General features: G+C 33.5%; 26 protein-coding genes. 15 read left to right on the top strand and 11 right to left on the bottom strand.

The genetic code is table 11. The annotated features are described in order from the left end of the window. Positions 1-32: 32 nt before the first annotated feature. Positions 33-2,096: a M3 family metallopeptidase gene (locus tag ACXGQW_RS04535; RefSeq protein WP_457823911.1), complete on the bottom strand. Its 2,064-nt coding sequence runs from the start codon at positions 2,094-2,096 to the stop codon at positions 33-35. A gap of 129 nt (positions 2,097-2,225) precedes the next feature. Between ACXGQW_RS04535 and ACXGQW_RS04530 the strand changes: the two genes are divergently transcribed. Both ACXGQW_RS04530 and ACXGQW_RS04525 read left to right on the top strand, forming a co-directional pair. After that, the gene (locus ACXGQW_RS04530; RefSeq protein ID WP_457823910.1) at positions 2,226-2,969 is read left to right on the top strand and encodes a hypothetical protein; all 744 of its coding nucleotides are present in this window, start codon (positions 2,226-2,228) and stop codon (positions 2,967-2,969) included. Beyond that, positions 2,969-3,862 (top strand): outer membrane beta-barrel protein, encoded by an 894-nt coding sequence (locus ACXGQW_RS04525; RefSeq protein ID WP_457823909.1) that lies wholly within the window; start codon positions 2,969-2,971, stop codon positions 3,860-3,862. Before ACXGQW_RS04530 ends, ACXGQW_RS04525 begins: the two co-directional genes overlap by 1 nt. Here ACXGQW_RS04525 and ACXGQW_RS04520 read toward each other — a convergent pair. The 5 genes from ACXGQW_RS04520 to ACXGQW_RS04500 are packed head-to-tail and all read right to left on the bottom strand — an operon-like array spanning position 3,854 to position 9,091. Further along, positions 3,854-5,221: a DUF58 domain-containing protein gene (locus ACXGQW_RS04520; protein ID WP_457823908.1), complete on the bottom strand. Its 1,368-nt coding sequence runs from the start codon at positions 5,219-5,221 to the stop codon at positions 3,854-3,856. The two genes, ACXGQW_RS04525 and ACXGQW_RS04520, sit on opposite strands and share 9 nt — an antisense overlap. A 3-nt stretch (positions 5,222-5,224) precedes the next feature. Next, complete coding sequence (locus tag ACXGQW_RS04515) at positions 5,225-6,199, bottom strand: AAA family ATPase (RefSeq protein ID WP_457823907.1); 975 nt, start codon at positions 6,197-6,199, stop codon at positions 5,225-5,227. Further along, entirely contained in the window at positions 6,187-7,416 is a 1,230-nt protein-coding gene (locus ACXGQW_RS04510) for a hypothetical protein (protein ID WP_457823906.1), read from the bottom strand. Before ACXGQW_RS04510 ends, ACXGQW_RS04515 begins: the two co-directional genes overlap by 13 nt. After that, positions 7,413-8,120 carry a hypothetical protein gene (locus ACXGQW_RS04505; protein WP_457823905.1) on the bottom strand — a complete coding sequence of 236 codons (708 nt, stop codon included), beginning with the start codon at positions 8,118-8,120 and terminating at the stop codon, positions 7,413-7,415. The genes ACXGQW_RS04510 and ACXGQW_RS04505 overlap by 4 nt, the downstream gene beginning before the upstream one ends. Next, a complete protein-coding gene (locus ACXGQW_RS04500; RefSeq protein ID WP_457823904.1) occupies positions 8,117-9,091 on the bottom strand; it encodes a stage II sporulation protein M in 975 nt (324 codons plus the stop codon). Before ACXGQW_RS04500 ends, ACXGQW_RS04505 begins: the two co-directional genes overlap by 4 nt. Before the next feature lie 23 nt (positions 9,092-9,114). Here ACXGQW_RS04500 and ACXGQW_RS04495 point away from each other — a divergent pair, with 23 nt between their 5' ends. Further along, positions 9,115-9,873, top strand: a complete 759-nt coding sequence (locus ACXGQW_RS04495) for an RDD family protein (RefSeq protein ID WP_457823903.1) — start codon at positions 9,115-9,117, stop codon at positions 9,871-9,873. A gap of 61 nt (positions 9,874-9,934) precedes the next feature. Here the strand turns inward: ACXGQW_RS04495 and ACXGQW_RS04490 are convergent, their stop codons facing one another. Together ACXGQW_RS04490 and ACXGQW_RS04485 are read right to left on the bottom strand one after the other, a co-directional pair. Further along, positions 9,935-10,324: a DUF805 domain-containing protein gene (locus ACXGQW_RS04490; RefSeq protein WP_457823902.1), complete on the bottom strand. Its 390-nt coding sequence runs from the start codon at positions 10,322-10,324 to the stop codon at positions 9,935-9,937. Positions 10,325-10,387: 63 nt separating this feature from the next. Then, entirely contained in the window at positions 10,388-10,759 is a 372-nt protein-coding gene (locus tag ACXGQW_RS04485; RefSeq protein ID WP_457823901.1) for a DUF805 domain-containing protein, read from the bottom strand. Between the two features lie 308 nt (positions 10,760-11,067). Between ACXGQW_RS04485 and ACXGQW_RS04480 the strand changes: the two genes are divergently transcribed. The 8 genes from ACXGQW_RS04480 (at position 11,068) to trpA (ending at position 18,844) form a co-directional block, all read left to right on the top strand. After that, complete coding sequence (locus ACXGQW_RS04480; protein WP_457823900.1) at positions 11,068-11,841, top strand: hypothetical protein; 774 nt, start codon at positions 11,068-11,070, stop codon at positions 11,839-11,841. A 333-nt stretch (positions 11,842-12,174) separates the two neighbouring features. After that, complete coding sequence (locus tag ACXGQW_RS04475; protein WP_457823899.1) at positions 12,175-13,569, top strand: anthranilate synthase component I family protein; 1,395 nt, start codon at positions 12,175-12,177, stop codon at positions 13,567-13,569. Between the two features lie 88 nt (positions 13,570-13,657). Further along, positions 13,658-14,245, top strand: coding sequence for an anthranilate synthase component II (locus tag ACXGQW_RS04470; RefSeq protein WP_457823898.1), 588 nt, complete (start codon positions 13,658-13,660; stop codon positions 14,243-14,245). A gap of 52 nt (positions 14,246-14,297) precedes the next feature. Continuing rightward, positions 14,298-15,290, top strand: a complete 993-nt coding sequence (gene trpD / locus ACXGQW_RS04465) for an anthranilate phosphoribosyltransferase (protein WP_457823897.1) — start codon at positions 14,298-14,300, stop codon at positions 15,288-15,290. Positions 15,291-15,334: 44 nt separating this feature from the next. Then, positions 15,335-16,117 carry an indole-3-glycerol phosphate synthase TrpC gene (trpC, locus tag ACXGQW_RS04460; protein WP_457823896.1) on the top strand — a complete coding sequence of 261 codons (783 nt, stop codon included), beginning with the start codon at positions 15,335-15,337 and terminating at the stop codon, positions 16,115-16,117. A gap of 71 nt (positions 16,118-16,188) precedes the next feature. Then, positions 16,189-16,812, top strand: a complete 624-nt coding sequence (locus tag ACXGQW_RS04455; RefSeq protein WP_457823895.1) for a phosphoribosylanthranilate isomerase — start codon at positions 16,189-16,191, stop codon at positions 16,810-16,812. A 66-nt stretch (positions 16,813-16,878) separates the two neighbouring features. Further along, positions 16,879-18,084, top strand: coding sequence for a tryptophan synthase subunit beta (gene trpB, locus ACXGQW_RS04450; RefSeq protein WP_457823894.1), 1,206 nt, complete (start codon positions 16,879-16,881; stop codon positions 18,082-18,084). Continuing rightward, positions 18,077-18,844, top strand: a complete 768-nt coding sequence (gene trpA, locus ACXGQW_RS04445; RefSeq protein ID WP_457823893.1) for a tryptophan synthase subunit alpha — start codon at positions 18,077-18,079, stop codon at positions 18,842-18,844. The genes trpB and trpA overlap by 8 nt, the downstream gene beginning before the upstream one ends. Positions 18,845-19,191: 347 nt before the next feature. On the opposite strand, the gene ACXGQW_RS04440 is transcribed toward trpA, so the two are convergent. The 3 genes from ACXGQW_RS04440 to ACXGQW_RS04430 form a co-directional block, all read right to left on the bottom strand. Continuing rightward, positions 19,192-19,818: a carbonic anhydrase gene (locus ACXGQW_RS04440; protein ID WP_457823892.1), complete on the bottom strand. Its 627-nt coding sequence runs from the start codon at positions 19,816-19,818 to the stop codon at positions 19,192-19,194. Positions 19,819-19,823: 5 nt separating this feature from the next. Next, positions 19,824-21,098: a serine--tRNA ligase gene (gene serS / locus ACXGQW_RS04435; protein WP_457823891.1), complete on the bottom strand. Its 1,275-nt coding sequence runs from the start codon at positions 21,096-21,098 to the stop codon at positions 19,824-19,826. 63 nt (positions 21,099-21,161) lie between these two features. Then, positions 21,162-22,106 carry a bifunctional riboflavin kinase/FAD synthetase gene (locus ACXGQW_RS04430; protein WP_457823890.1) on the bottom strand — a complete coding sequence of 315 codons (945 nt, stop codon included), beginning with the start codon at positions 22,104-22,106 and terminating at the stop codon, positions 21,162-21,164. Positions 22,107-22,364: 258 nt separating this feature from the next. Between ACXGQW_RS04430 and atpD the strand changes: the two genes are divergently transcribed. From atpD to bioD, 4 genes are all read left to right on the top strand, one after another. Further along, on the top strand, positions 22,365-23,873 hold the full coding sequence (gene atpD, locus ACXGQW_RS04425) for a F0F1 ATP synthase subunit beta (protein ID WP_457823889.1): 1,509 nt from the start codon (positions 22,365-22,367) through the stop codon (positions 23,871-23,873). A gap of 104 nt (positions 23,874-23,977) precedes the next feature. Next, entirely contained in the window at positions 23,978-24,271 is a 294-nt protein-coding gene (locus tag ACXGQW_RS04420) for a FoF1 ATP synthase subunit delta/epsilon (RefSeq protein WP_457823888.1), read from the top strand. A gap of 17 nt (positions 24,272-24,288) precedes the next feature. Next, positions 24,289-25,488, top strand: coding sequence for an aminotransferase class I/II-fold pyridoxal phosphate-dependent enzyme (locus tag ACXGQW_RS04415; protein ID WP_457823887.1), 1,200 nt, complete (start codon positions 24,289-24,291; stop codon positions 25,486-25,488). A 139-nt stretch (positions 25,489-25,627) separates the two neighbouring features. Beyond that, positions 25,628-26,236 carry a dethiobiotin synthase gene (bioD, locus tag ACXGQW_RS04410; RefSeq protein WP_457823886.1) on the top strand — a complete coding sequence of 203 codons (609 nt, stop codon included), beginning with the start codon at positions 25,628-25,630 and terminating at the stop codon, positions 26,234-26,236. Positions 26,237-26,260 lie beyond the last annotated feature (24 nt).

Here is a 26,260-nt window from a genome sequence, read left to right as displayed (position 1 = left end):
TATAAGTTAGTTGAATAAACTGGCCGTATAATTTAAGATAGCAAACCTGCTCTTTTTAACAAGGCATCGGGCTGAGGTTCATGACCTCTAAACTGCTTGTACAAGTCCATCGGGTTTTGGGTGCCTCCTTGACTTAGTACAAAGTCTTTGAATTTTGTAGCGGTTGTTTTGTTAAAAATTCCAGTTTCTAAAAAATATTCAAAAGCATCCGCATCTAAAACCTCTGCCCATTTATAAGAATAGTACCCCGCAGAATAGCCTCCTTGAAAAATGTGAGAGAACGAAGTACTCATACAGTTTTCTTCCACATCTGGGTATAATTGTGTACTTGCAAATGCTTCCTTTTCGAAGTCTTTTACATTTATACTTTTTGGGTTACCGTTTACATTGCTACTGCCATAGCTGGACGGCCTGCGGCCGTGCCAGGCCATATCTAGAATTCCGAAGCTTAACTGTCTTAAAGTTTGTAATCCTTCTAAGAAATTAGCGGCTTTTTTAATTTTTTCCACCAACTCCAAAGGAATCATTTCGCCTGTTTGATAATGTTTAGCAAACAGTTCCAGAGCTTCTTTTTCGAAACACCAATTTTCCATTACTTGGCTAGGCAATTCTACAAAATCCCAAGAAACAGAAGTACCAGACAAACTAGGATATGTAGTGTTGGCTAACATTCCGTGTAAAGCATGTCCAAATTCGTGAAATAAAGTAGTTACCTCGTTAAAAGTTAATAAACTAGGTTTGGTTTCAGTAGGTCTCGTAAAATTACAAACAATTGAGATGTGCGGTCTAGAGTTCTCACCATCTTTAATCCACTGACTTTTGTAGCCCGTTTTCCATGCCCCATTACGCTTCCCTGGTCTTGGATGGAAATCGGCATAGTAAATCGCTATAAAATCTCCTTGCTCATTGGTTACTTCGTAAGTTTTTACCTCCGCGTGATATTTTTCTATGGTATCTACTTCTTTAAAAGAAAGTCCGTATAAACGCTTGGCAATTTCAAAAGAACCATTAATCACGTTTTCTAACTGAAAGTAAGGTTTTAAAGCCTCTTCATCAAAAGAAAATAATTCTTGTTTTAGTTTTTCGCTATAATAAGAACTGTCCCATTTTTGAAAATCGTGAACTCCATCCTTTTTAGCAAAGTCTTTTAATTGGGTAAACTGCTCAGTAGCTTTGGGCTTTGCCTTATTTACAAAGTCTTCCAAAAATTCCGTTACTTTTTCAGGAGATTCTGCCATACGATCTTCTAAAACAAAATGAGCGTGAGATTGATAGCCGAGCAATTGAGCTCTCTGAGCTCTCAATGCTACGATGCGTAAAACTATTTTCTCATTATTGAATTGATTATCTTGAAATCCTTTTTTACCCGCAGCAATGGCTATTTCTTGGCGGAGCTTTCTATTGTCAGCATAAGTCATAAAAGGAATATAACTAGGGTAATCTAACGTAAACACCCATCCTTTTTTATCCTTGCTTTTGGCAGTTTGCTCAGCAGCTTCTATCACGCCTTCAGGCAGTCCTGCCAAATCTTTTTCATTGGTAATTAGAAGTTCATAATTCTGAGTTTCTGCCAATATGTTTTCACCAAAAGTTAATGACAATTTAGAAAGCTCAGTATCAATTGCTCTTAACTTATCTTTGTCCTTGTCGTTAAGATTAGCACCGTTTCTAGAAAAACCTTTGTATTTTTTTTCTAACAACATCTCGGCCTCCGGCGTTAAATCTAAATGATCCTTTTGTTGGTAAACAGTTTTTACTCTCTCAAACAAAACTTCATTTAGGCTAACATCATTGGAAAATGCGGTTAATAGTGGAGAAACTTTTTGTGCAATTTTTTGCATTTCATCGTTGGTCTCTGCAGAGTTTAAGTTGAAAAAGATAGATGAAACATTACTTAAAGTATGTCCAGAAAATTCTAGAGCTTCAATCGTATTTTTGAACGTTGGAAGTTCGGAATTGTTGGTAATCTCGTCAATTTCTTGTTTAGCTTCTTTAATAGCCTGCTCAAATGCAGGTTGATAATGCTTACTTTCAATTTGCTGAAAAGGAGCAGTGCTATATGGGGTAGTGAATGGTTGTAATAATGGGTTATTCATGTTTGTTGCTATGATGAAATTAGTTATAACAAAATTAACAGAAAACTTAAGTGAATCTCTTTTTTAGTCTACAAAAGCAGAATATTTTTGATAAAATATGTTCCTTTGTATAAAAATCAGTTTTTTAGAATGAAAAAGATACTCAAATTACTACTACTTTTAGTAACAGGGCTTTTAACATCGTGTAGTCCAAAAGTAAAATCAGTTATAACATCAAAGCAAAAAGCACTTTCTTACGATGCAGAATTGTTTGTTTTTACAGAAAAAGAAATAATTCCAGATGGCTTAAAAGAGATAGGGAAAGTTTCGTTGGGGGACTCCGGATTTACAACAAAATGTAATTACGAGACAATGCTAGAAATAGCAAAGTTACAAGCTAGAAAAATCGGAGCAAACGTGGTAAAAATAACGGAACATAAATTTCCTTCAGTTCTAGGAAGTACATGTCATAGATTAAAAGCAACCTTATACTACATGGATGCTGACAAAGAACTTGCTAAACAGGTAAATGAAGAGCCCATAATTGAAGGTGCTGATTATGCATTGTTGCATGTGTACAGATATAAAGGAATTGGTCCCTTAGTATCTTACAATTTAAAACTTGGAGACACTACTCTTTGTAGAGTAAAGAATAATTTTAAAGAGACTATCAAGATAAGGAAAGAAGGTTTAAATACAATTTGGGCTAAAACAGAATCTAAGACAGAGTTGCCAATAGACGTAGAGTTTGGTAAGCACTATTATTTAAGATGTTCCGTAGATATTGGTTTTTTTGTAGGAAAACCAAGCATGGAATTTGTGGACTTTAAAACTGGTAAAGACGAGTTTGAGTCGTTCGAGGCTAAATATGATCAAACAAAAGAAATAAAATAATGAAAAAATATACAATAATAACTGCTCTTTTTCTATTGACAATGTTTAGTTCATCATTTGCGCAAGATTTAATAGTAACTAAAAAGGGGGATTCTATAAATGCACAAATAACTAAAATAAATAAAGTATATTACTATTTTAGGTTTGTAAAGGATGGAGAGGTTAGAAATACTCTATTGCCCAAAGAAGAAATAAAAGAGCTAAAAAAAGAATATTATAAAGTTTCTGAGATACCAAATAATTATAAACGTAAAGTAGATAAAGATTTTTCTAGGTTCAGGTTTGCTTTGCAGGGAGGATTAGGATATCGTACAGCGAAAACATTTAGTGGCTTTGGTCCATCATTAAAAAAACACATAGATGAATTAAAATCTGGGGTTAATTTTGGAGGTGATTTTTATTACTTTTTTGGAGAATCAATTGGTGTAGGGCTTAAATACAGTAGATTTTATAGCAGCCATGTTACACAAGATATACTTATTGTTTATGATGATAATCCAGGTGTAACTGAATTTGGCATAAAAAACACGATTCAAACTAACTTTATTGGATTTTCGCTAGCAAGTAGATATAATTTTGGAAGTACAGAGAAACACCAACTATTTTTAACTTTCGCACCGGGGTATTTGTCTTATAGCGACGATGAACAATCTGGGAATCGTTCGTTTAAAATAACTGGGGATACAATAGGTTTAAATTATGATTTTGAGTACAATTATAATATATACAAAAACCTTTTCTTAGGAGTGCAGTTATCTTATTTAACAGGAGCGTTGAATGAGGTTGAAATAGAGGAAAATGGGGTCAAAAGAAAGCGAGAACTGGATGGCGATAATAAAGAAAGTTTAAATACATTCAACATTTCTGTAGGGCTAAGGTTAGAATTAAATTAAACCTTTCGATTTCATTTCTATGTACTTGTTGATGGTATCTATCGTTAAATTTTTGGGAGTGGTTAAAATAGCATGAATTCCGTATTTATTTAGTTCCAACACCATTTGTTCTTTGTCGTAAATAAACTTTTCTGCAACTACTTTTTTAACAATTTGAGATTCGTTGTTTGTTGTTTGCTTTGCTAAGTTTAGAATTTCTGTATTCTTAAAGAAAACAACCAGTAACAAATGACTTTTATTAATGGCTCTTAAATAAGGCATCTGCCTTTGCAGCGCATCCATACTATCAAAATTGGTAAACAAAATAAGTAAACTTCGTTGTTTGATGTATTGCTTTACAGCTCCGTAAAGCACTCCAAAATCAGACTCTTCAAAGTTGGTTTTAACTTTGTATAAAGATTCCAATACCAAGCCTAATTGATGATTTCTTTTTTGACAAGCAACATAATCATTGATGTTCTTAGAGAAAGAAAACAAACCCACTTTGTCTTGTTTTTGTAAAACAACATTACTTACAACCAAAGAAGCATTAATGGCGTAATCTAACAAACTCAAATTCTCAAAGGGCATTTTCATAGTTCTCCCTCGGTCGATAAGCATATAAATATGTTGAGATTTTTCATCAATAAATTGATTAACCATTAACTGGTTTTTTTTTGCAGTGGCTTTCCAATTAATATCTCTAATATTATCGCCTTGTACGTATTCTTTAATTTGTTCAAACTCAAAAGAATTTCCAATACGTCTTATTTTTTTATTTCCGTAACTAGTGGTAAGACTATTGATTGTTTTTAAATCAAATTGTTTTAGTTTTAGAAAAGAAGGGTAGGTTTTAACCATTGTTTCTTTGCTTAATTTAAAACGTCTGGTTACCAAATTAAAATTAGTACGAGCAAAAACATGAGTGTAGCCAAAATAGTATTCTCCTCTTTGCAAAGGGGTAAGATTGTATTGAATAGTCTTTTTTTCTAGCGATTGTAGGTTTTTAGAAATACAAAAATCTCTTTTCTGAAACTGTTCTGGCAACTCTTCTATTACTTTAAGATATATGTTTAGTGCATAGTTGTTTTTTAGATGAATGGTTACTGTGTTCTCATCGCTATTAGAGAATTTTTCAGGGAGTAACCTATCAGCCTCAATACCATTTTTGGTACGATACAAAATATAGAAATCAACAACAACAAGCCCCAGTGTGACAAATAACAAAACAATATTTACACTATACAAAGGTTGGATAAAAAAGCTAATCACAGCAAGCACAACGTGTCCTCCAATCAAATAAAAAAACAGATTGTTTAGATACAGGCTTCCGTAAAATGCCTTTATTCGGTTAAAAATACTTGTCGCGTTTTGTGGCATTTACTAAGCGGGTATTTCTGTAGATTGAATACTATCATTAATGATTTGTGCAGCAGAAATACCCTCCATTTCTCTCTCGGGTGTAACAATAACTCTGTGCTGTAATACAGGAACTGCAATTTGTTTGATATCTTCTGGAGTTACAAAATCTCTACCATTAATAGCTGCAAAGGCTTTGGAAGCTTTTAGCAAGGCAATGGAAGCTCTTGGAGAGGCTCCTAAGTATAAAAAAGAGTTGTTACGAGTATTTACCACAATATCTGCAATATATTTTATTAAATGAGGCTCCACTACAATTTGTTTAACCAAAGCTTGAAACTTTAAAATGTCTTGCTGACTAATGCTTTGCTCTATAAAATCTAGCTTAGGCTTGGTTGCGTTGTGCTCTCTACTAATAATTTCAATTTCATCTTCTAAGTTTGGATAATCTACCACTATTTTAAATAAAAAACGATCTAACTGAGCTTCTGGTAATCTATACGTTCCTTCTTGGTCAACAGGGTTTTGGGTAGCGATTACCATATAAGGGGCTTCTAAACTATACTTTGCACTATCAATAGTAACTTGTCTTTCTTCCATCACCTCAAACAACGCGGCTTGGGTTTTGGCTGGAGCTCTGTTAATTTCATCAATTAAAACAAGGTTAGAAAAAATAGGTCCCTTTTTAAATTCGAATTCAGATTTTTTTAAATCAAAAATAGAAGTACCCAACACATCAGAAGGCATTAAATCTGGAGTAAATTGTATACGCTGGTAGCCCACTGCTAAAGATTTTGCTAGTAGTTTTGCGGTAACCGTTTTAGCAACTCCTGGAACCCCCTCTATCAATACATGACCTTCGGATAAAAGCGCTGTCAATAAAAGATTTACCATGTTTTTTTGTCCTACAATTACTTTTGAAATTTCTGATTTAATGGTGTTAATCCCTTTGTGTAATTCAGATAAATCTATTCTACTTGTAAATTCTAATTCTTCCATACGGTGGTTTTTTTATAAAATTCTTCTATCTCCTTGTTTAGTTTTAAAAGTAAAGAAATAGAAGAAGTTTTTCTGTTTTTAATATTGTTAATCAACCTGATGAGGTCTTTAGTTTTTTGGTAATCGTAACCAGATTTAAGACTCAATTGTTTGATGAACTGTTTGTTGGTTGTATCTGTAATTAAGTTGTACTGATGACGAATGTCTTTGTAAAAAACGTTTATTTTTTGATGAATGATAGGCTGAAAATTATCACTGTCTTCATACAGCGTAGTAACAGTTTCTACAAACTCCAAACTTGTGTTTTTTACGGGGGGTATAATTGGAATAATTTTTTGTTTTCTTTTAGCATTCAGTAGTAAAAATATCCCGAGGGCTACCAACATTAAATTCCACGCAAGGTTAAGAGCATTATTTTTTTTAACAAACCTCAAAGGGCTGTTAATCAAATCATCATCTATTTTATAATTACTTTCAAAGTATATTTTAGAACTTAATGGGTTGCTTGGAATTACCTTGTCTGCAACGAGAGATAAAATTTGATTTACATACTCAGGGTCATCCATCTTTAGCAAATAATAATTACTAAAAATCTCAGGTTGGGTGTGTAAGTAAAAAACTCCTTTTTTATAGGGAATTTCAACATAATTGGTGCTTGTTATTATAGAGTCATTGGCTCTATAAGCTACATTTCCAATACTTTTAATGTTGCTAGAATCTTTAAAAATCGTTTGATTGTATCTTAGTTTTGGTAGATACGTATAACTAGAACGATTTGAACTTACAGTCATAGAATCCTGACTGATTGCTAAGTTTTTAATATTCTGGGTGATGTTCAACGAATCAGTTAAAGAAGTAGAAAAATAATCTGCACTAATGAATGCTATATTTCCCTGAGCTATGTAGTTTAAAAGGGTGCTTTCTGAAACAGCATCTGGCCTGTACTGATTGTCGATATTAACATACAAATTATTGTTTTCTAAATGAGCAAAGGCACCGTTTTTAGTATGCTCGTAAAAAGTTTTTTTGAGTTTAATTAAATCTTTGTTTGGGTATATGTTAGTGAGTTGTTCGTAAAAAACTTTTAAATCATAAGGGTTTGTGTTGTTTTCATTGTATGTTTTTTCCCAAATAATGTCTTTTTTCTTTTGGGATTCTAACAAAACAACAATGACCAGAATAACAACTCCTGTAAGTATGAAGACTACTTTTTTCATAGGTCTAAATCTTTTAAAAGTTGCGCGTATGTCTCTTTAATTTTATCAAAAGACGTTTCGTCAATAGCAAACTCGCCATACCAAACATAATTGTAGTAATAAGAAACAGATTTGAAGAGGGTGATGTGTTGGGAATCTTCTATTTCGAGTTGATAATCTGCATTGGTTTTTAAGTTGTTCAATTCTATCAATCCTCGTTCAGATAATTTTTGAAGAACCCATAGATAGTAATATTTAGTAGCAAGTCTAAAATCTTTGTTAGTTACAGATGACCTGACCAGTTCGCTAAAATTTGCCTTTTCAATATTTTCTATTTCAGTTTCGTATATCAGAGAGTTATCTTTTCTTTTTTTTCTAAAAATCCACTGACTTTCATTTTTTAAAATCATTTTAACAATGATGTAGATAGCAATCAAGGCTATTACGATGTAAAAAAAAGTAGAGAAATATTTTAGGTTAGGAGAAGATACCCCTATGTTGTTTAAGAGCCTAATCAAAGCATCGAGCAACCACTTTTTTAATTGAATCATAAAAGAAGGTTCCTGAACTTCGTACACATAATCTTTGGAGGTGTAGTTGTCCTTATATCGCTCAGGGAATGTTCTCTCGGAGTATTCAAAAGCACGTTCTTTAGTTTGAGACCACGTATTCAAAGAACTAAAAACAAAAAAACAAAAGTAGTATGTAATAAGTTTCAGTTTCATGATTCGCTCTTTAAAGTTATTTGCTTTGCTACTTTTTTAGGATAGATTAAAAAGTAATAACTAATAAAGCTCAATGTGCTTGAAATGATGAAATACGCTAAAAACGTAGGCATATCGTTCCCGTATCTAGACACAAAACCTTCTAAGAAACCCGCTGCAATAGTAAAAGGAAATGTGGCAATCATAATCTTTAAAGCATCTCTCATGCCTCTTTTAAAGGAGTCTATTCTTTTATAGGATTTAGGAAATAAGATGCTCGCTCCAAGAATTAAGCCTGCTCCCCCTTCAATAACAATTGCAAAAATTTCCATAGCTCCGTGTATCCAAATACCTTTTAAACTCTTTAAGAAAACTCCTTGCTCCGCAAAAAAGTACTGAAAAGCACCTAACATAATTCCATTGTTAAGCAATACATATCCAGTTCCTATGCCACCGGTAATTCCAAACACAAATGCCTTCAATCCTACGTATAAGTTATTAAAAGTAATGCCAATAAAACTTCCCCAATTCGTTCCTCCAGCATAAACGGCAGTCGGATTTCCGTTTTCTATATTTTCTAAAGTTTTATTTACGTAACCATCAGATAAAATGAGTCTTACAAAGGTGTCATCATAAATGGCAGATATGACCCCTGTGGCAACAGCAATTCCAAAAATAATAAATGAGTACAAAATGTATTTTTGATATTGAAATAATAACAAGGGAACCTCTACTAAAAAGAAAGAAAGCAACTTGTGTTTTTGTTCTTTTTTTGATTTGTAAATCTTTTGAAAAGCAAGAATGGTTAAATGGTTTAAATACACCACTAGTTTGCTTTTTTTGTAATATGTTTGTGCGTAGGCTAAATCGTTAACTAAGTGGAGGTAAAGTTTGGATAGCTCGTCTGGCTCAGAGATGTTTTTTTCTTTGATTGCGTTTTCAAAACGCATCCATTTTTCTTTATTTTGTTTGATAAAAGCAACCTCCCTCATAGGTTAACAAATTACACTATTAAATGGCAGAAATACAAATTACCACTACGCAAAATGTGAACTTAAATTTTAAGGCTGCTGAATTAAACCACAGAATATTAGCATGGTTCATAGATGTGTTGGTAAAGCTTTCTTATATCAGTTTAATGTCTTATTTAATATTTAAAGTTTTTAAACTGAACTTAGGGTCAAACACGTCAGATTATTGGTCTGCGATGGCAGTTGTGATTGTGTTCTCGCTTCCCTTGATTTTCTATACGCTAGCCTCGGAGACTTTTTTAGGAGGGCAGACGGTAGGTAAAAAAGTGATGAAATTAAAAGTGCTAAAAATAGATGGCTACCAAACGGGATTTATGGACTTTTTTATCCGATGGGTGATGCGTATTGTAGATATCAACTTAGCGATACCTATACCAGGGGTTGTAGGATTGGTTACTATCGGAAGTTCAAAAAAAGCTCAGCGATTAGGGGGGATGGCTTCGGGTACGGCAGTGGTGAGTTTAAGAAATAAAGTGAATATTAGCCACACCATTTTAGATGAAACAGTAAACAATGATTACCAACCGACGTACCCATCTGTAATTAAATTATCGGATAACGATGTGAGAATTATTAAAGAAAACTTTATCAAAGCACAAAAGAATAAAGATCATGGTTTGTTTCTAAAGCTGAAAGAAAAGATAGTCATGGTGATAGATACAGAACCTTTAGAAGAGGGGAAAGTGGAAGAATTTATTGATACGGTTATCAAAGATTATAATTATTACACAACAAAAATGTAGTACAAAAAAAAGGCTCAACAATCTGTTGAGCCTTTTTTAACCTATGAATACTAGATTTTATCTAAACTTCGGCAGTTCCAATTTCATCCAATTCGTTTACTGGGTTTTTTGGGTCTGCACCATATTGATTAGTTCCTTTATCCCCTTCAGTAGCTAATACTACAATAAGCCAAATAATTCCTACCAACGGAATTAAAGATACAAGCAAAAACCATCCACTTTTGTTTACATCATGTAGTCTTCTGACGGCAACAGCCAAACTAGGTAGAAACACAACCAATCCGTAGATACTCGCTAAATAAACAATAGCACTGATTCCAGTAGCGAAACCTATACCTTGTAATGACCAAGAGATAATCAAATTAAATAAAAAGAACATCCAATATTCTTTTCTTCTTGCTCTTCCGTCAAAATCTGAGTACTGTTTTAATACCTTTAAATACCAATCCATTTTTTTGTTTTTTTAAATTTTCATCGAAAAATACAAAAAATAGAGAAATGAATAGATTATTTTTTAAAGAGTGTGGGTCTTAGGATTTATTCCATACTTGTTAGCACCAGCATCACCCTCTTTTAAAATTAAGTAAATACAGTAAGGGAAAAGGAAGCCGTATAAGCCAGGGTTTCCAGTATCTTGAACCCTACGAGCACCTACAGCAATAGAAGGAATTAGAACAAGGGCAATGTATAATGTACCCAAATAATTGGCTTGAAACACGGTGTTAAAAATTTCAAAAGAAAAGAATTCTAAACCTAAATATTTCCCTAATTCATGGAAAACCGTGAATAATATTTTATTAATAACCAAGTAGTAAAAATACTCTTTGCGTCTAGCTCTTCCGTGAAAATTAGCGTATTGTTTTAAAGCTTTGAAGTACCAATTCATAATATATAAAGTAAAAAGAAATTGAGGCAAAGATAAGTAATAACAAAGTATTTAAATATTTAGGACATAAATAAATAATGTCCCTAAAATTGATCATTTTTTTTGGTTTCGTAATCGTTGTATGATGTTGTACAAAAGGCTATAAATATGAGAAGTAAAACACTCTTGAGATTTTAAGGTTATTAACGGCCAACACCTTAGAGTTGTTTATGATTTATTGAAATCGACAATTTTAAATTTGTTTTCCATAGCGATGTAAGAAAGATAAGTTATACATTTACAGGTGCTTAATTTAAAATTATGAAGCTATGAAAATTTTAAAATTTATTTTTTGTTTTGCATTTAGTTCTGTGCTGTTTACCAGTTGTAAAAACAATTCTAATTCCAAGAGCACTAATGAAGGTGAGCAATATGCAGAGGAGGAGTACGATTATAAAGATCCTTATCCAGAATATTGCTTAGTTGGGAGAATCTTAGATATTGATGCAGATAAATTGAATGGTGATGACGCTATTTTAAAGACAGAAGGTAGAAATAGGGCAGGTGAAGTAAATACTAAAATTACAAGTTTTACGGTAAGTTTAAGCAACTTTGATGGTTTGAAAGAAGCAAATATTTCTTCTCTTTCATTGGATGTGAAATTAGGGTTGAAACCACCAAAGTTTGAGGTTGGAAATTTTACCTTGACACCTTATTCAATACTCACCACAGAACAGAAAGAGTTGCCAGAGGTGATGGTGTTTTTACACGATTTAGATAGAAGTTCGTCTTTTGAGGCAGTTATGCAGCCAGATGTGGAGAAAATTATTAACAGCGAAATTTATCAGCCAGATACGTACCCAGCCTATATTATTGCTGCAGCATCGTTAGAGATTACTCATGTAGAAGATATGAAGTTGGATGAGGATGAATTAGAAACTCAAAAAATACAAGCGGAGATGGGTATGGAAACTGGACAACAATATGTAAAGGGCTTTGTGTCGTTTACTATCAAAAAATTTGGACCCAAAGGTAAAGATTTTGGACCTCATACATTTACATTTGCATCGGTCAATCGCTGGGCATACTTTCCTAATCTGTAGAAATAATCGCTTTGTGAAAAACACTTTAATTTTCAAAACAGAGGAGGTTGATTCAACGGTGAAATGAAGATTTTTTGAAATTACGTTTTCACTTCTAATTGTGAATAAATACTTAGGCAAAACAAATATGCTAGCCGAGAAATAAAAAAATAAAATCATTTGCAAATCCAAAAATCTATGTTAAATTTGTCCCTATGGAAATGACAAATAAAAATACTTGGTGGTGGTACTCTCTTAATTAATTAAGCGTGAGTATTGTTGTGTATTTTAAAAAATAAATAAATATATAAAGGCTTATCTCACGATAAGCCTTTTTTTATAGTGTATATACCTATGAAGAAATTACAATTTAAGACAGTTATTAAGGAGCAAATGGCCGATACGGTTACACCTGTAGCACTGTATTTGAGATTTAGAGACCGTTTTGCCAATACTGTTTTATTAGAAGGGTCGGACTATCATTCAAAAGAAGATAGTTATACCTTTATCGGTGTCGATCCATTGGTTCATATCAAAGCAGAAAACGACTTTTTAAGTTTGACTTATAGGGACGAAATGATAAGCAATGCTCCGTTGCAAAGAAATTTCCACGAAGTATTTCAGTATTATTCGGATTTGATTCAAACGGACTCTCCTGAAAAGTACAAATCGTTTAACGGGTTGTATGGATACACAACCTATGATGCAGTTCAGTATTTTGAAAATATCAAACTAAAAGCCAAGCAAGCAGAGTCTGCTATTCCCCTTTTGCATTATAGTTTTTTTAGGTACGTAATAGCCATCAATCATTTTAATGATGAAATGGTGATTATAGAGAATGTACCAGAAGGAGAAGAAGCTAATATCGATGAGATTGTAACGATTGTAAACAATCCAACTTATCAAACTCAAAATTTTTCTTATGATGATAGTACAGAAACATCAAGCTGTACAGATGAGGAATTTAAGGAGTACGTAAGAAAAGGAAAGGCACATTGTAAAAGAGGAGATGTTTTTCAGATTGTATTATCTAGACAATTTCAACAAAAATACAAGGGAGACGATTTTAATTTATACAGAGCTTTACGTTCTATCAATCCATCTCCGTACTTGTTTTATTTTGATTATGGGAATTTCCGCTTGATGGGATCATCGCCAGAAGCTCAAATTAAAGTACAGAAAGGAGTAGCAACCATCAACCCTATTGCAGGTACTTTTAGAAGAACAGGAAACGCTAAAGAAGACCACGCATTGGGCGAAAAATTATCTAATGATAAAAAGGAAACCGCAGAACATGTAATGTTGGTGGATTTGGCTAGGAATGACTTGAGTAAACATGCGGATCATGTAAATGTTGAGGTGTTCAAGGAAGTTCAGTATTTTAGCCACGTAATTCATTTAGTGTCTACTGTAGAAGGAAAAATTAAAGGAGATCCATTAAAAATTGTGGGGGATACCTTTCCAGCCGGAACTTTATCGGGAGCTCCTAAATACAAAGCCATGCAGTTAATTGATACTTACGAATCTCAAAGCAGAGGGTTCTACGGAGGAGCAGTAGGAGTTATTGGTTTAACAGGAGAAGTGAATTTGGCCATAGCAATAAGATCTTTTGTAAGTAAGAATAACACGCTATACTATCAAGCAGGAGCAGGTATTGTGATGGATTCTACAGAAGAAGGAGAATTACAAGAAGTAAATAATAAGTTGGCAGCATTAAAGAAAGCTTTGGTGTTGGCAGAGAAGATATAAATTAGTGCAGAGTAGATAGTACAAAGTACAAGGTAAGCGTAGCTACTGTACTCATTACTCAATACTCAGTACTCAGTACTAAAAAGACATGAAAATATTAATACTAGATAATTACGATTCTTTTACCTACAATTTAGTTCATATGGTAGAAGAGATTACTGGGGAAACTCCAGATGTGTTTAGAAACGACGAAATTCCTTTAGAATTAGTAGGAGAGTACGACCTAATTATGTTGTCTCCAGGACCTGGAATTCCAGATGAAGCAGGAATTTTAAAAGAAGTAATTGCAGAATATGCGGACAAAAAACCAATGTTTGGGGTTTGTTTAGGTTTACAAGCGATTACCGAAGTGTTTGGAGGGAAAATCATCAATATGGACAACGTTTTTCATGGTGTAGCTACTGAAATGAAAGTGATTGATGAAGAGGCCTTAATCTTTAAAAAGTTGCCACCCTTTTTTACGGCAGCAAGATATCATTCTTGGATTGCGGATAAAGAATCAATGCCTAAAGAATTAAAAGTTACTTGTGTGGACGAAGATGGAGGAATTATGGCCATAGAACATGAGAAATACAATATTAGTGCTGTTCAATTCCACCCAGAATCCATTTTAACCCCAGATGGAGAAGCTATGGTAAGAGAATTTATAGAAAAAGCGAAAAGTAAATTGTCATAATACAACCATTGATTCAACGCTTTACAGTTAGCACTCAATATCAAATAGAAAAATGAAAAAAATATTAACTCGTTTGTTTGAATTCGAAAAACTAACTCAGCAAGAAGCTAAGGATGTTTTAATTCAAATTGCTAATGGTGAATTCAACAACTCACACATTGCTTCTTTTTTAACAGTTTTTCTAATGCGACCGATTACGGTTGCAGAATTAACAGGTTTTAGAGAAGCGTTGTTGGAATTGGCTTTAAAAGTTGATTTGTCTGATTTTAACACGATAGATTTATGTGGAACGGGAGGAGATGGTAAAAACACTTTTAATATTTCTACCTTAACTTCTTTTATTGTTGCAGGAACTGGTCACAAAGTAGCCAAGCACGGTAATTATGGGGTTTCATCAGCATCGGGTTCTTCTAATATGTTAGAGTACTTAGGATACAAATTCACCAATAACGAAAGTGTTTTAAAAACCCAATTAGACAAAGCCAATATTTGCTTTTTACACGCCCCTTTGTTTCATCCTGCTATGGCAGCTGTAGGCCCTGTTAGAAAAGAGTTAGGAATGAAAACATTTTTTAACATGTTAGGGCCATTGGTAAACCCAAGTATGCCACAAAATCAGCTAGTAGGAGTGTTTAATTTGCAAGTAGGAAACTTATATAAAAATATTCTAAGTAAAACATCAGAAAACTTTGCTGTAGTTCATGCCTTAGATGGTTACGATGAAATATCGTTAACAGGAGCATTTAAACTTTATACCAAAGAAGATGAACAAATATTAAAACCCTCTGATTTCAATTTACCTCAAATTAAGCAAACTGAAATTTATGGAGGAAATAGTGTGCCAGAAGCGGCGGCTATTTTTAACAGCATATTAGAGGGTAATGGAACGGAAGCTCAAAATAATGTGGTACTTACCAATGCAGCATTTGCGTTAAAAACATTCGAACCTAAATTATCTTTCAAAGATGCTTATGCAGAAGCGAAGGATAGTTTGATGGGAGGTAAAGCAAAGGAAAGTTTACAGAAATTAATTATGAATTCATAAAAAAACATTGTGCATAGCTCTTTGTACATTGATAATTAAATAATATGACAATTTTAGAGAAAATAGTAGCTTATAAAAAAGAAGAAGTAGCAAAAATTAAAGCTGAGGTTCAGATAAAAAAGTTGGTAGAAAGTCCAAATTTTAAAAGAACCCCTCTTTCTTTAAAAAAATCTTTGTTAGAAGTAGGTTCTACGGGAATCATAGCTGAGTTTAAAAGGCAATCTCCATCTAAAGGAATTATCAATGATAAGTCCGATATTTTAGAGGTGACCAATGGTTATTTGGATGCGAACGTAGCTGCACAATCTATTTTAACAGATACCCATTTTTTTGGAGGTACTATGGTAGATTTAATGAAAGCGCGTAGTATTAATGAAGTAAAGCCTATTCTAAGAAAAGATTTTGTGGTTGATGCTTTTCAAATCGTAGAAGCCAAAGCAATTGGTGCTGATGTGATTTTGTTGATAGCGGCTTGCTTAACTAAAGAAGAGTTAAAAAACTACGGTCAGTTAGCTACAGATTTAGGAATGGATGTGTTGTACGAAATCCATACCCAAGAAGAACTAGATAAAATAGATGCCAACGATAAAATTATTGGAATCAATAACAGGAACTTAAACACGTTTAAGGTGGATTTGGAGAATTCCATTGAGTTAGCTTCTAAAATACCAGATACTTGTATTAAGGTGTCTGAAAGTGGAATTAGTGATCCTAAAATTATTATGGGATTAAAACAATATGGTTTTCAAGGATTTTTAATTGGAGAAAACTTTATGAAAACAGACAACCCAGGAAAAGCCTGTAAAGAGTTTATTGGGCAAATGTAAAATTAGCACAAAGTAGTTAGTGTTAAGTACAAAGTCAACACTAACTACTCAGTACTCAGTATCATAAAAACATGAAAATCAAAGTTTGTGGAATGAAATATAAGGAGAATATCCAAGCAGTTGCTGGGTTGCATCCCGATTATTTAGGATTTATATTTTATCCCAAATCGCCACGTAATTTTGAGGGGGTAATTCCTGAAATTGATGAGAACATCAAAAAAACAGGAGTATTTGTAAACGCACCCATTAATTTTGTAGTAGATAAAGTAAAGGAGTACGGGTTTAAAGCTGTGCAATTACACGGAAAAGAGTCTGTAGCTTATTGTCAGGAACTCAACAGTTTTGATTTAGATATTGAACTATTTAAAGTCTTTTCAATTAAAGATGAGTTCGATTTTTCTGTACTTAAAAACTACGAACCTTTTGTAAATTACTTTCTTTTTGATACCAAGGGAAAAGACAAAGGAGGGAACGGATATACCTTTGATTGGTCGGTGTTAAAACAATATCCATCAAAAAAACCATTTATTTTAAGTGGAGGTATTGGTGTAGAAGAAATAGATAAAATAAAAGAAATATTAAACACAAATTTGCCTATTTACGCTTTAGATATCAATAGCAAATTTGAAGACGAACCAGCTGTTAAGAATGTAAATTTGATACAGCAATTTTTTAGAGAAATAAAGGAGTGTTGATTCGCTTTTTGTGTAATCGGTCAAACGTTTAAACAAATACACGCATCAACAAATAAATAAAAAAATATGTCAGAATTTCAAGTAGATAAGAACGGATATTACGGACAGTTTGGAGGAGCATATATTCCAGAATTGTTATATCCAAATGTACAAGAATTGGAAGATAATTACTTAAAAATTATCCATTCAGAGGCTTTTCAAAAGGAATACTTATACCTGTTAAAGCAATACGTAGGTAGACCAACACCATTATATTACGCACCCAATTTATCAGACAAATACGGAGCGCATATTTACTTAAAAAGAGAAGACTTAAACCATACAGGAGCTCATAAAGTAAACAATACCATTGGTCAAATACTTATAGCGAAGCACCTAGGAAAAAAACGAATTATTGCAGAAACAGGAGCAGGGCAACATGGAGTTGCTACAGCAACGGTATGTGCTTTAATGAATTTGGAGTGCATTGTGTTCATGGGAGAGGTAGATATAGAACGTCAAGCTCCAAACGTAGCACGTATGAAAATGTTAGGAGCCAAAGTAGTAGCCGCTACCAGTGGTTCTAAAACTTTAAAAGATGCCACTAACGAAGCCATAAGAGATTGGATTCAGCATCCAGAAGAAACCTATTACCTTATAGGTTCCGTAGTAGGGCCGCATCCGTATCCGGATATGGTAGCTCGTTTACAAGCCATCATTTCAGAAGAAATTAAATGGCAATTAAAAGAACAAACCGGAAAAGAAAATCCAGATACCATTATTGCTTGTGTAGGAGGAGGTTCCAACGCAGCAGGAGCTTTTTATCACTTTATGGATAATAAAGAGGTAGAATTAATAGCTGTAGAAGCAGCAGGACTGGGAGTAAATTCTGGAGAAAGTGCAGCCACCTCACAACTAGGTCAAGTAGGAGTCATACACGGATCTAAAACCATTTTAATGCAAGATGAATACGGACAAATTGTAGAACCATATTCTATTTCAGCAGGTTTAGATTATCCAGGAGTAGGACCGTTACACGCGCATTTGTTTGATAGTAAAAGAGGAACTTTTTTAAACGCTACAGACCAAGAAGCCTTGGATGCAGCATTTGAATTAACCGAAATAGAAGGAATTATACCTGCGCTGGAAACATCTCACGCGCTAGCCGTTTTAAACAAAATGGAACTTAAAAAAGATCAAGTAATTGTAATCAACCTGTCAGGTAGAGGAGATAAAGATTTGGCAACATACATCACCGAGTTAAACAAAAGAGAAGAAAGAGGAAATGAGTAAATTAAGTCAATTATTCAAAGAAAAACCAAACAGATTATGTTCTGTTTATTTCACATCAGGTTATCCTCAATTAAACGATACGGGTGCTATTGTAAAGAATTTAGAAGCTGCGGGAGCAGATTTTTTAGAAGTAGGGTTGCCGTATTCAGATCCAATGGCAGACGGTCCTACCATTCAGCACACGAGTTCTATTGCCTTAAAAAATGGAATTAACTTAGATGTTATTTTCAACCAGCTAGAGGAAATAAAAAACGAAATTAATATACCGTTAGTAGCCATGGGGTACTTTAATCAGGTAGTGCGATACGGAGCGGAGAAGTTTTGTGAAAAATGTCAGTCTGTAGGGGTTGAAACTTTGGTTTTGCCCGATATGCCCATGATTGAATACGAGAACACCTACAAAGCGCTATTTGCCAAATACGGACTATCTAATGTGTTTTTAATCACGCCACAAACCTCAGAAGAGCGCATCAAAAAAATCGATGAGTTAACCGAGGCCTTTATTTACGTAGTGGCTTCGTCTTCTATCACGGGAGCCAAAGGCAGCATTTCAGATGGGCAAATAGCTTACTTTAACAGAATTAAATCTTACAACTTAAAAAGCACGTTAATAGCAGGCTTTGGAATTTCTAGTAAAGAAACTTTTAACACCGTTTGTAGCCACGTGAACGGAGCTATCATTGGCTCTGCTTTCGTAAAACACATAGGTGTCCACGGAGTAAGTAGTATAGATGCATTTGTTAAAAGCATTATAGCTTAGGGCGTTACCCTAACGGGTCAGGCTTTCGGTACTCGCTTTTTATGGGTTGGTGTTCGAGCGGAGTCGAGAACACCAACCCATAAAAGAGCTCAAACAAAACCTCAATCCTTAACGCAAAAACAGGAGAATCAAGTACTCAATTCAACCCCAATACAGGTGTTTTAGAAGAAACAGACGAAACCAAAATAAAACCAGCCAATCTAACCATTGGTCTAGCGGGATTTGCTCTTAATATCGTCAATTACTTAGTACATAGAAATAAGAGAAAATATCTAAAGCAAGCCATTTATACTTACAATCAATAACAAACAAAAAAGCTTCTGAATTTTCAGAAGCTTTTTTGTTTGTTAATCGAGTTTATAAATTTCCATAATCTCTTTTAAGATTCCCTCAAAATTAATTTCTAAGTCTATCAATTTTCCCTCGGATATATCAAAAACCCAACCGTGTACAGTAACGTTTCTGTCTTTAAATGCTTTTTGATACTGAGAAGTTTTAATAATATTAATACATTGCTCCTGAACGTTCAGTTCAATTAATCTATTGTACCTTCTTGCTTCATCTTTAATAGCATTTAGTTCAGATTTGTGTAACCTATAAACATCTCTAATGTTTCTAAGCCACGGATTTAGAATCCCCAAATCTTCAGATTTCATAGCAGCTTTAACACCGCCACACTCATAATGCCCACAAACTACAATATGATTCACTTTTAAGTGAGTTAAGGCATAATCAATTACGGACATAGCGCTTAAATCCGTATTGGGAACCATATTGGCGATGTTTCTGTGTACAAACACCTCTCCAGGTTTAGCACCCATCATTTTTTCTGCAGTCACCCTACTATCAGAACATCCGATGTATAAAATTTCAGGACTCTGACCTTTGGATAAATCCTTAAAAAAGTCTTTATCAATCGCAGTTTTTTCTTGAATCCAAGTGGAGTTTTTTTCAAAAATAGATTTTAACGGCATCGCAGTTAGTTTATGGTATCAAATCCAGTATAAGGAACTAAAACGTCAGGTATTTTAATACCATCCTCTGTTTGGTAATTTTCTAAAATTGCGGCTAATACTCTTGGTAGTGCCAAAGAACTCCCATTTAGAGTATGTGCCACTGTGCTTTTTCCTTCGCTATTCTTAAACCTTAGTTTTAAACGGTTCGCTTGAAAAGTTTCAAAGTTAGATACAGAGCTAATCTCTAACCATCTATCTTGCCCAGCAGAAAACACTTCAAAATCATAAGTTAAGGTAGAGGTAAATCCTAAATCGCCACCACAAAGATTTAAAATTCTATAAGGAAGCTTTAATTCTTGTAAAATTTCTTTTACGTGGTCTACCATTCCATCCAAGGCCTGTGCAGATTTTTCTGGATGCTCAATTCTTACAATTTCTACTTTATCAAACTGGTGTAATCTATTTAATCCGCGTACGTGTGCTCCATAGGAACCTGCTTCACGTCTAAAACAAGGAGTATAGCCTGTTAAACAAATAGGAAAATCATCTTCTTTAATCAGCTCATTTCTAAAAATGTTTGTCAAAGGAACTTCTCCTGTAGGTATTAAGTACAAATCATCAATAGTAGCATGGTACATTTGTCCTTCTTTGTCTGGTAACTGACCTGTCCCCATTCCAGAAGCTTCATTTACCAAATGAGGCACTTGAGTTTCTTCATATCCTGCACCACTGTTTTTATCTAAAAAGTAATTGATTAAGGCACGTTGTAAACGAGCTCCTTTTCCGCGATAAACAGGAAAACCAGCTCCAGTGATTTTATTCCCTAATTCAAAATCAATTAAATTATATTTTTTTGCCAATTCCCAGTGAGGAAGTTTTTTATCCCCTAACTCAGGAATGCTTCCTTCTTCAAAAATAGTTTCGTTGTCGTCTTCAGAATTTCCAGCAGGAACTATTTCGTTAGGTACGTTCGGAATGTTGTACAAAAGTTCCGTTAATTTACCATCTGCAACATTAAATTGTTCTTGTAATTCTTTAGATTCAGCTTTTAACTGACCAGATTTTTCTTTAAGTAAGTTTGCCTTTTGAGCTTCTCCTGACTTAAACAACATTCCAATTTCTTTGTTTAAAGAATTAGAGGTTGCTAAAACATTATCAAGCTTAGCTTGTGTACTTCTTTTTAATTCGTCAGTTGCTATTACATCATCAATAATAGCTTCTGCATTTTTAAAATTACGTTTAGCCAATCCGGCTAACACACGTTCTTTATTTTCTCTAATAAAAGGGACTTGTAACATACCTGTGTAATTATTTGTAACAAAGTTAATCTTTCCACCGAAACACGGAAACAATCAAATAGATTAAGATACTTTGTTTATGTGTTTTGAAATGTAATCCAAACTGTTTTGTTTGTCTTTGGTTAATTGTTCTCTTAAAAGCTCAACCGAATAAAATTTTTCTTCGTCTCTTAAAAAATGTAAAAACTCCACTTTTATATCTTCCCCATAAATATTCTTATCAAAATTAAAAAGGTGGGCTTCTATGGTTTTATCTTTTCCGTTAACGGTTGGCCTATTCCCAATATTTAACATTCCGTAAAATAAATGATTTCTGTAGGTTACTCTAACCACATACACACCATTCTTGGGAGTGAGTTTGTAAACTTCAGGTATCTCTATGTTTGCAGTAGGGAAACCTATTGTTTTACCCAATTGCTGACCCTTAACAACAATACCGTTCATGTAAAAGGGTTGAGTCAAATATTCGTTCGCTATGTAAATTTCCCCAGAGTCTAAGGCATTTCTAATTTTTGTAGAGCTAACAGCGGTGTTATTAATGTCTTGGGCTTTAATTTCTGTAATACCAAAATCAAAAGTATAACTATATTCCTTTAACTGTTCAAAATCACCTTCTCTATTTTTTCCAAATCGATGATCGTATCCAACAATCAATTGTTTTACATTAAGTTGTGTAACTAGAACATCTCTAACAAAGTCAAAAGCAGATAGATTAGAAAAGTTTCTATCAAAAGGTTGTATCACTAAATAATCTAATTCTGTTTGGCCTAATATCTCAATACGCTCATTAATTGTATTGATGAGTTTGATTGTATTGTTAGATTGTACAACCATTCTAGGATGAGGAAAAAAAGTAAGCAAAACAGATTTTACACCCTTGGCTTTGGATTCCTTAAAAAGTTGACTCAGTATTTTTCTATGACCTACGTGAACTCCGTCAAAAGTACCGATGGTTACAACCGTTTTAACGTTTTCGGGAAAATTATGGTAGTTGTGTATTACTTCCAAAAGTAAATAGTATTTCTAAGCAAATTTATAAATACTATTCAGATAACATTTAACATCCTAAAAAAATAATCTAGCTTTTTAAAATGATTTTTTGAAATGTCGAACGTTTTGTTTAAAACCAAAAGAAAATTAAAAATACCCTCAAATTTTTAACAAATGAGTTGTAGAGATTAATAAAAAAATTATCTTTGCACACACTTAAATTCGTGAAATAATTTAAGTTAAAACTAGAAAATAAATTCTTTTAACAGTATAAAAATGTCTAAAACAACAGGTAAAATCGCTCAAATTATTGGACCAGTAATTGACGTTGCTTTCGAAACTGGGGCTGAGCTTCCAAAAATTTACGACTCTTTAATCATCAACCGTAAGAATGGTAACCAATTAGTGTTAGAGGTAGAACAACACATTGGAGAGAATACAGTAAGATGTATTGCCATGGATTCTTCTGATGGATTGTCAAGAGGTCAAGAAGTGATGGTAACTGGAGAACCTATTAAGGTTCCTGTTGGAAATAATATCTATGGACGTTTATTTAACGTTTCTGGAGATCCAATAGACGGTTTACAAGATTTACCAAAAGATGGTGCTAACGGATTACCAATTCACCGTGAAGCTCCAAGGTTTGAAGACTTATCTGTTTCTACAGAAGTTTTATTTACAGGAATCAAAGTAATCGATTTAATTGAGCCTTATGCAAAAGGAGGTAAAATTGGATTGTTTGGAGGTGCCGGAGTAGGTAAAACAGTATTGATTCAGGAATTGATTAACAACATAGCAAAAGGACACGGAGGTTTATCTGTATTTGCAGGAGTTGGAGAAAGAACACGTGAGGGTAATGACTTGATGCGTGAAATGATTGAAGCTGGAATTATTTCTTACGGAAAAGATTTTGAGCATTCAATGGAAGAAGGTGGATGGGATCTTGAAAAGATCGACCACGAAAAAATGAAAGAATCTAAAGTAACATTCGTTTTTGGACAAATGAACGAACCACCAGGAGCACGTGCTCGTGTTGCTTTATCAGGATTAACTATAGCAGAATATTTCCGTGACGGAGCTGGAGATGGTCAAGGTAAGGATGTATTATTCTTTGTTGATAATATTTTCCGTTTTACACAAGCAGGTTCTGAGGTATCAGCTTTATTAGGTCGTATGCCATCTGCAGTAGGGTACCAACCAACTTTGGCAACTGAAATGGGAGCTATGCAAGAGCGTATTACTTCTACTAAAACAGGTTCTATTACATCTGTACAGGCAGTATATGTACCTGCGGATGATTTAACGGATCCTGCACCAGCAACAACGTTTGCTCACTTAGATGCTACTACCGTATTGTCTCGTAAAATTGCAGAATTGGGTATTTACCCAGCGGTAGATCCATTAGATTCTACTTCTAGAATTTTAACAGCTGACATTTTAGGAAAAGAACATTATGACTGTGCACAAAACGTAAAAGAATTGCTTCAACGTTATAAAGAGCTACAAGATATTATTGCCATCTTAGGAATGGAAGAATTATCCGAAGATGATAAATTAGTAGTTCACAGAGCACGTCGTGCACAACGTTTCTTATCTCAGCCTTTCCATGTAGCTGAACAGTTTACAGGAATTCCTGGAGTTTTAGTAGATATTAAAGATACGATTAAAGGATTTAATATGATTATGAATGGTGAGTTGGATAAGTATCCAGAAGCTGCTTTTAACTTAAAAGGATCTATTCAAGAAGCAATTGATGCTGGAGAAAAAATGTTAGCTGAGGCTTAATCATCATTAGTGAACAATTTACAAAGAGCAATTAATGAAGAGCTTTAATTGACCACTTATTGCAAATTGATCATGATAGTTATTAATTGTTAATTGATTAAATTATGTATTTAGAAATAGTATCACCAGAAGCATCGTTGTTTTCATCAGAAGTAGACTCGGTATCCGTACCTGGAATAGATGGAGATTTTCAAATGTTAAATAATCACGCTTCTATTGTATCTGTTTTAGGAAAAGGATTGATTCATATTCACGTTCATACCCAAGAACATTTAGAGTTAGATGATTTACATGGAGAAATTGTGACTCGTATTGATGACGATAAAGTGTTGACACTTAAAATAAAGAGTGGAACCGTTGAAATGAAAGACAATAAAGTTGTTATTTTAATAGATTAAAACAACAACAAAATAAATTGAAACGCTATCTAAGTTATTTAGATAGCGTTTTTTATTTTTGTGGTATGACAGAATTGCCTAATTCATTGGTTAAAAAAGTAGAGGAAAGAAAAAAGAATAATTCTTTTAGAGTTTTGACTAACCACCAAGAAGGTGTCGATTTTTATTCTAATGACTATTTAGGGTTCTCGAGATCTAAAGAAATAGAATTGAGTGCGCTTGAATTAGTAAAAAATGAAAATTATATACACGGAAGTACAGGGTCTAGACTAATTTCTGGAACTCATCCACTTCATACCGAGGCAGAAAAACTAATCGCTGATTTTCATAACTCCCCCAGTGCTTTACTATATAATTCTGGTTATGATGCCAACTTAGGTCTGTTTTCATCCATTTTACAAAAAACTGATATTGTTTTATACGATGATTTAATTCATGCCTCAATCCGAGATGGAATAAGGTTAGGTTTAGCCAAATCCTTCAAATTTAAACATAATAATATAGAAGATTTAGAAGCAAAATTAAATAAATTCAGCAGTTCAATAGGTCAGTTGTACGTTTCTGTAGAGGGAGTTTACTCTATGGATGGAGACACTTGTCCGCTAAAAGAAGTGGTTGATATATGTAATAAATACAATGCAAAGTTAATTGTTGATGAGGCTCATTCCACAGGTGTTTTTGGAGAATATGGGCAAGGCCTTTTATGTCATCTAGGTTTACAGGAAAAGGTTTTTGCTAGAGTGCATACTTTTGGCAAAGCCATGGGAAGTCATGGTGCGGTTGTGTTGAGTAGTGAGCGTTTAAAAGATTATTTAATAAATTACTCAAGATCATTTATTTATACGACTGCGTTACCATGTCATTCTGTAGCTACCATCATTTCCTCTTACAAAAAATTAGCGCAAAAAAAATATTCAAAACTACTGCAAAATAAAATTCAGTTTTTTAAAGATGTAGTAAAGTCGAAAGAAATTGACCATTTGTTTTTGGAAAGTAATAGTGCTATACAATGTTGTGTCTTTTCTGGAAATCATAATGTCAAGCGTATCGAAGAAAAATTAAAAGAGCACAAAATCATAGTAAAAGCAGTTTTATCGCCAACAGTTCCTAAAGGTAAGGAGCGAATTAGAATATGTCTTCATTTATTTAATTCGGACGATGATATTTTAGGACTTATCGATCAATTATCGTTACTAATTTATAGAAATTCATTTTAAAACACTTTACAGCTTGTTTTTATTACCATCACACTTAGTTGGGTTGTGCAAAAATAAAAAAGTCTTAAACGAGCTAAAAATAAGTGTCTAATGATTGGTTTTGGTTATGTGAATAAATAAAATATAAATTTTAATTATAATGAATGATGTTTATTTTGTTACAGGAATCTCAACAGATGTAGGAAAAACTGTAGTTTCTGCAATATTAGTTGAGGCTTTAAAAGCTGACTATTGGAAACCGATTCAATCTGGAGACTTAGATTTTACCGATACTGATAAAGTCAGAAAAATGGTCAAAAATAAAGAGTCAGTATTCTATAAGTCTACCTATGAATTAACGCAGCCTATGAGTCCGCACGCTGCAGCCAAAATTGACAATGTTGTTATCGATATTGATAAAATAATCCCTCCACAAACTGAAAATACGTTGATTATTGAAGGTGCGGGTGGATTGTTGGTTCCTTTAAACGATAAAAATACCATTTTAGATATAATTCCTCCAAAGGCTAAAGTGGTATTGGTGTCTAAAAACTATTTAGGGAGTATAAATCATACATTAATGTCTATCGAAATTTTACGTAGTAGAGGTTTTGAACCGTTGGTTGTATTCAATGGAGCTGAAAATAAATCTTCGGAAGAAATTGTTGAAAAGTTGGCAAACGTTAAAGCGTTAAATAGGATTCCGATGTTTAATTTTGATAATAATAGAAATATGATTAGTTGTTTTTTAGATAATTATAAATTCTAAGATCTTTTTTAGATTATTGTATAA

This window comes from Wenyingzhuangia sp. IMCC45533 (genome assembly GCF_054111225.1).
Note: the sequence above shows the minus strand (reverse complement) of the source record. Positions and strands in the feature narration are given on the sequence as shown.

What these genes read in the sequence shown, in the direction of transcription:
- ACXGQW_RS04535 (WP_457823911.1), bottom strand. Translation starts at nt 2,096, where the DNA reads ATGAATAACCCATTATTACAACCATTCACTACCCCATATAGCACTGCT.
- ACXGQW_RS04530 (WP_457823910.1), top strand. Translation starts at nt 2,226, where the DNA reads ATGAAAAAGATACTCAAATTACTACTACTTTTAGTAACAGGGCTTTTA.
- ACXGQW_RS04525 (WP_457823909.1), top strand. Translation starts at nt 2,969, where the DNA reads ATGAAAAAATATACAATAATAACTGCTCTTTTTCTATTGACAATGTTT.
- ACXGQW_RS04520 (WP_457823908.1), bottom strand. Translation starts at nt 5,221, where the DNA reads ATGCCACAAAACGCGACAAGTATTTTTAACCGAATAAAGGCATTTTAC.
- ACXGQW_RS04515 (WP_457823907.1), bottom strand. Translation starts at nt 6,199, where the DNA reads ATGGAAGAATTAGAATTTACAAGTAGAATAGATTTATCTGAATTACAC.
- ACXGQW_RS04510 (WP_457823906.1), bottom strand. Translation starts at nt 7,416, where the DNA reads ATGAAAAAAGTAGTCTTCATACTTACAGGAGTTGTTATTCTGGTCATT.
- ACXGQW_RS04505 (WP_457823905.1), bottom strand. Translation starts at nt 8,120, where the DNA reads ATGAAACTGAAACTTATTACATACTACTTTTGTTTTTTTGTTTTTAGT.
- ACXGQW_RS04500 (WP_457823904.1), bottom strand. Translation starts at nt 9,091, where the DNA reads ATGAGGGAGGTTGCTTTTATCAAACAAAATAAAGAAAAATGGATGCGT.
- ACXGQW_RS04495 (WP_457823903.1), top strand. Translation starts at nt 9,115, where the DNA reads ATGGCAGAAATACAAATTACCACTACGCAAAATGTGAACTTAAATTTT.
- ACXGQW_RS04490 (WP_457823902.1), bottom strand. Translation starts at nt 10,324, where the DNA reads ATGGATTGGTATTTAAAGGTATTAAAACAGTACTCAGATTTTGACGGA.
- ACXGQW_RS04485 (WP_457823901.1), bottom strand. Translation starts at nt 10,759, where the DNA reads ATGAATTGGTACTTCAAAGCTTTAAAACAATACGCTAATTTTCACGGA.
- ACXGQW_RS04480 (WP_457823900.1), top strand. Translation starts at nt 11,068, where the DNA reads ATGAAAATTTTAAAATTTATTTTTTGTTTTGCATTTAGTTCTGTGCTG.
- ACXGQW_RS04475 (WP_457823899.1), top strand. Translation starts at nt 12,175, where the DNA reads ATGAAGAAATTACAATTTAAGACAGTTATTAAGGAGCAAATGGCCGAT.
- ACXGQW_RS04470 (WP_457823898.1), top strand. Translation starts at nt 13,658, where the DNA reads ATGAAAATATTAATACTAGATAATTACGATTCTTTTACCTACAATTTA.
- trpD (WP_457823897.1), top strand. Translation starts at nt 14,298, where the DNA reads ATGAAAAAAATATTAACTCGTTTGTTTGAATTCGAAAAACTAACTCAG.
- trpC (WP_457823896.1), top strand. Translation starts at nt 15,335, where the DNA reads ATGACAATTTTAGAGAAAATAGTAGCTTATAAAAAAGAAGAAGTAGCA.
- ACXGQW_RS04455 (WP_457823895.1), top strand. Translation starts at nt 16,189, where the DNA reads ATGAAAATCAAAGTTTGTGGAATGAAATATAAGGAGAATATCCAAGCA.
- trpB (WP_457823894.1), top strand. Translation starts at nt 16,879, where the DNA reads ATGTCAGAATTTCAAGTAGATAAGAACGGATATTACGGACAGTTTGGA.
- trpA (WP_457823893.1), top strand. Translation starts at nt 18,077, where the DNA reads ATGAGTAAATTAAGTCAATTATTCAAAGAAAAACCAAACAGATTATGT.
- ACXGQW_RS04440 (WP_457823892.1), bottom strand. Translation starts at nt 19,818, where the DNA reads ATGCCGTTAAAATCTATTTTTGAAAAAAACTCCACTTGGATTCAAGAA.
- serS (WP_457823891.1), bottom strand. Translation starts at nt 21,098, where the DNA reads ATGTTACAAGTCCCTTTTATTAGAGAAAATAAAGAACGTGTGTTAGCC.
- atpD (WP_457823889.1), top strand. Translation starts at nt 22,365, where the DNA reads ATGTCTAAAACAACAGGTAAAATCGCTCAAATTATTGGACCAGTAATT.
- ACXGQW_RS04420 (WP_457823888.1), top strand. Translation starts at nt 23,978, where the DNA reads ATGTATTTAGAAATAGTATCACCAGAAGCATCGTTGTTTTCATCAGAA.
- bioD (WP_457823886.1), top strand. Translation starts at nt 25,628, where the DNA reads ATGAATGATGTTTATTTTGTTACAGGAATCTCAACAGATGTAGGAAAA.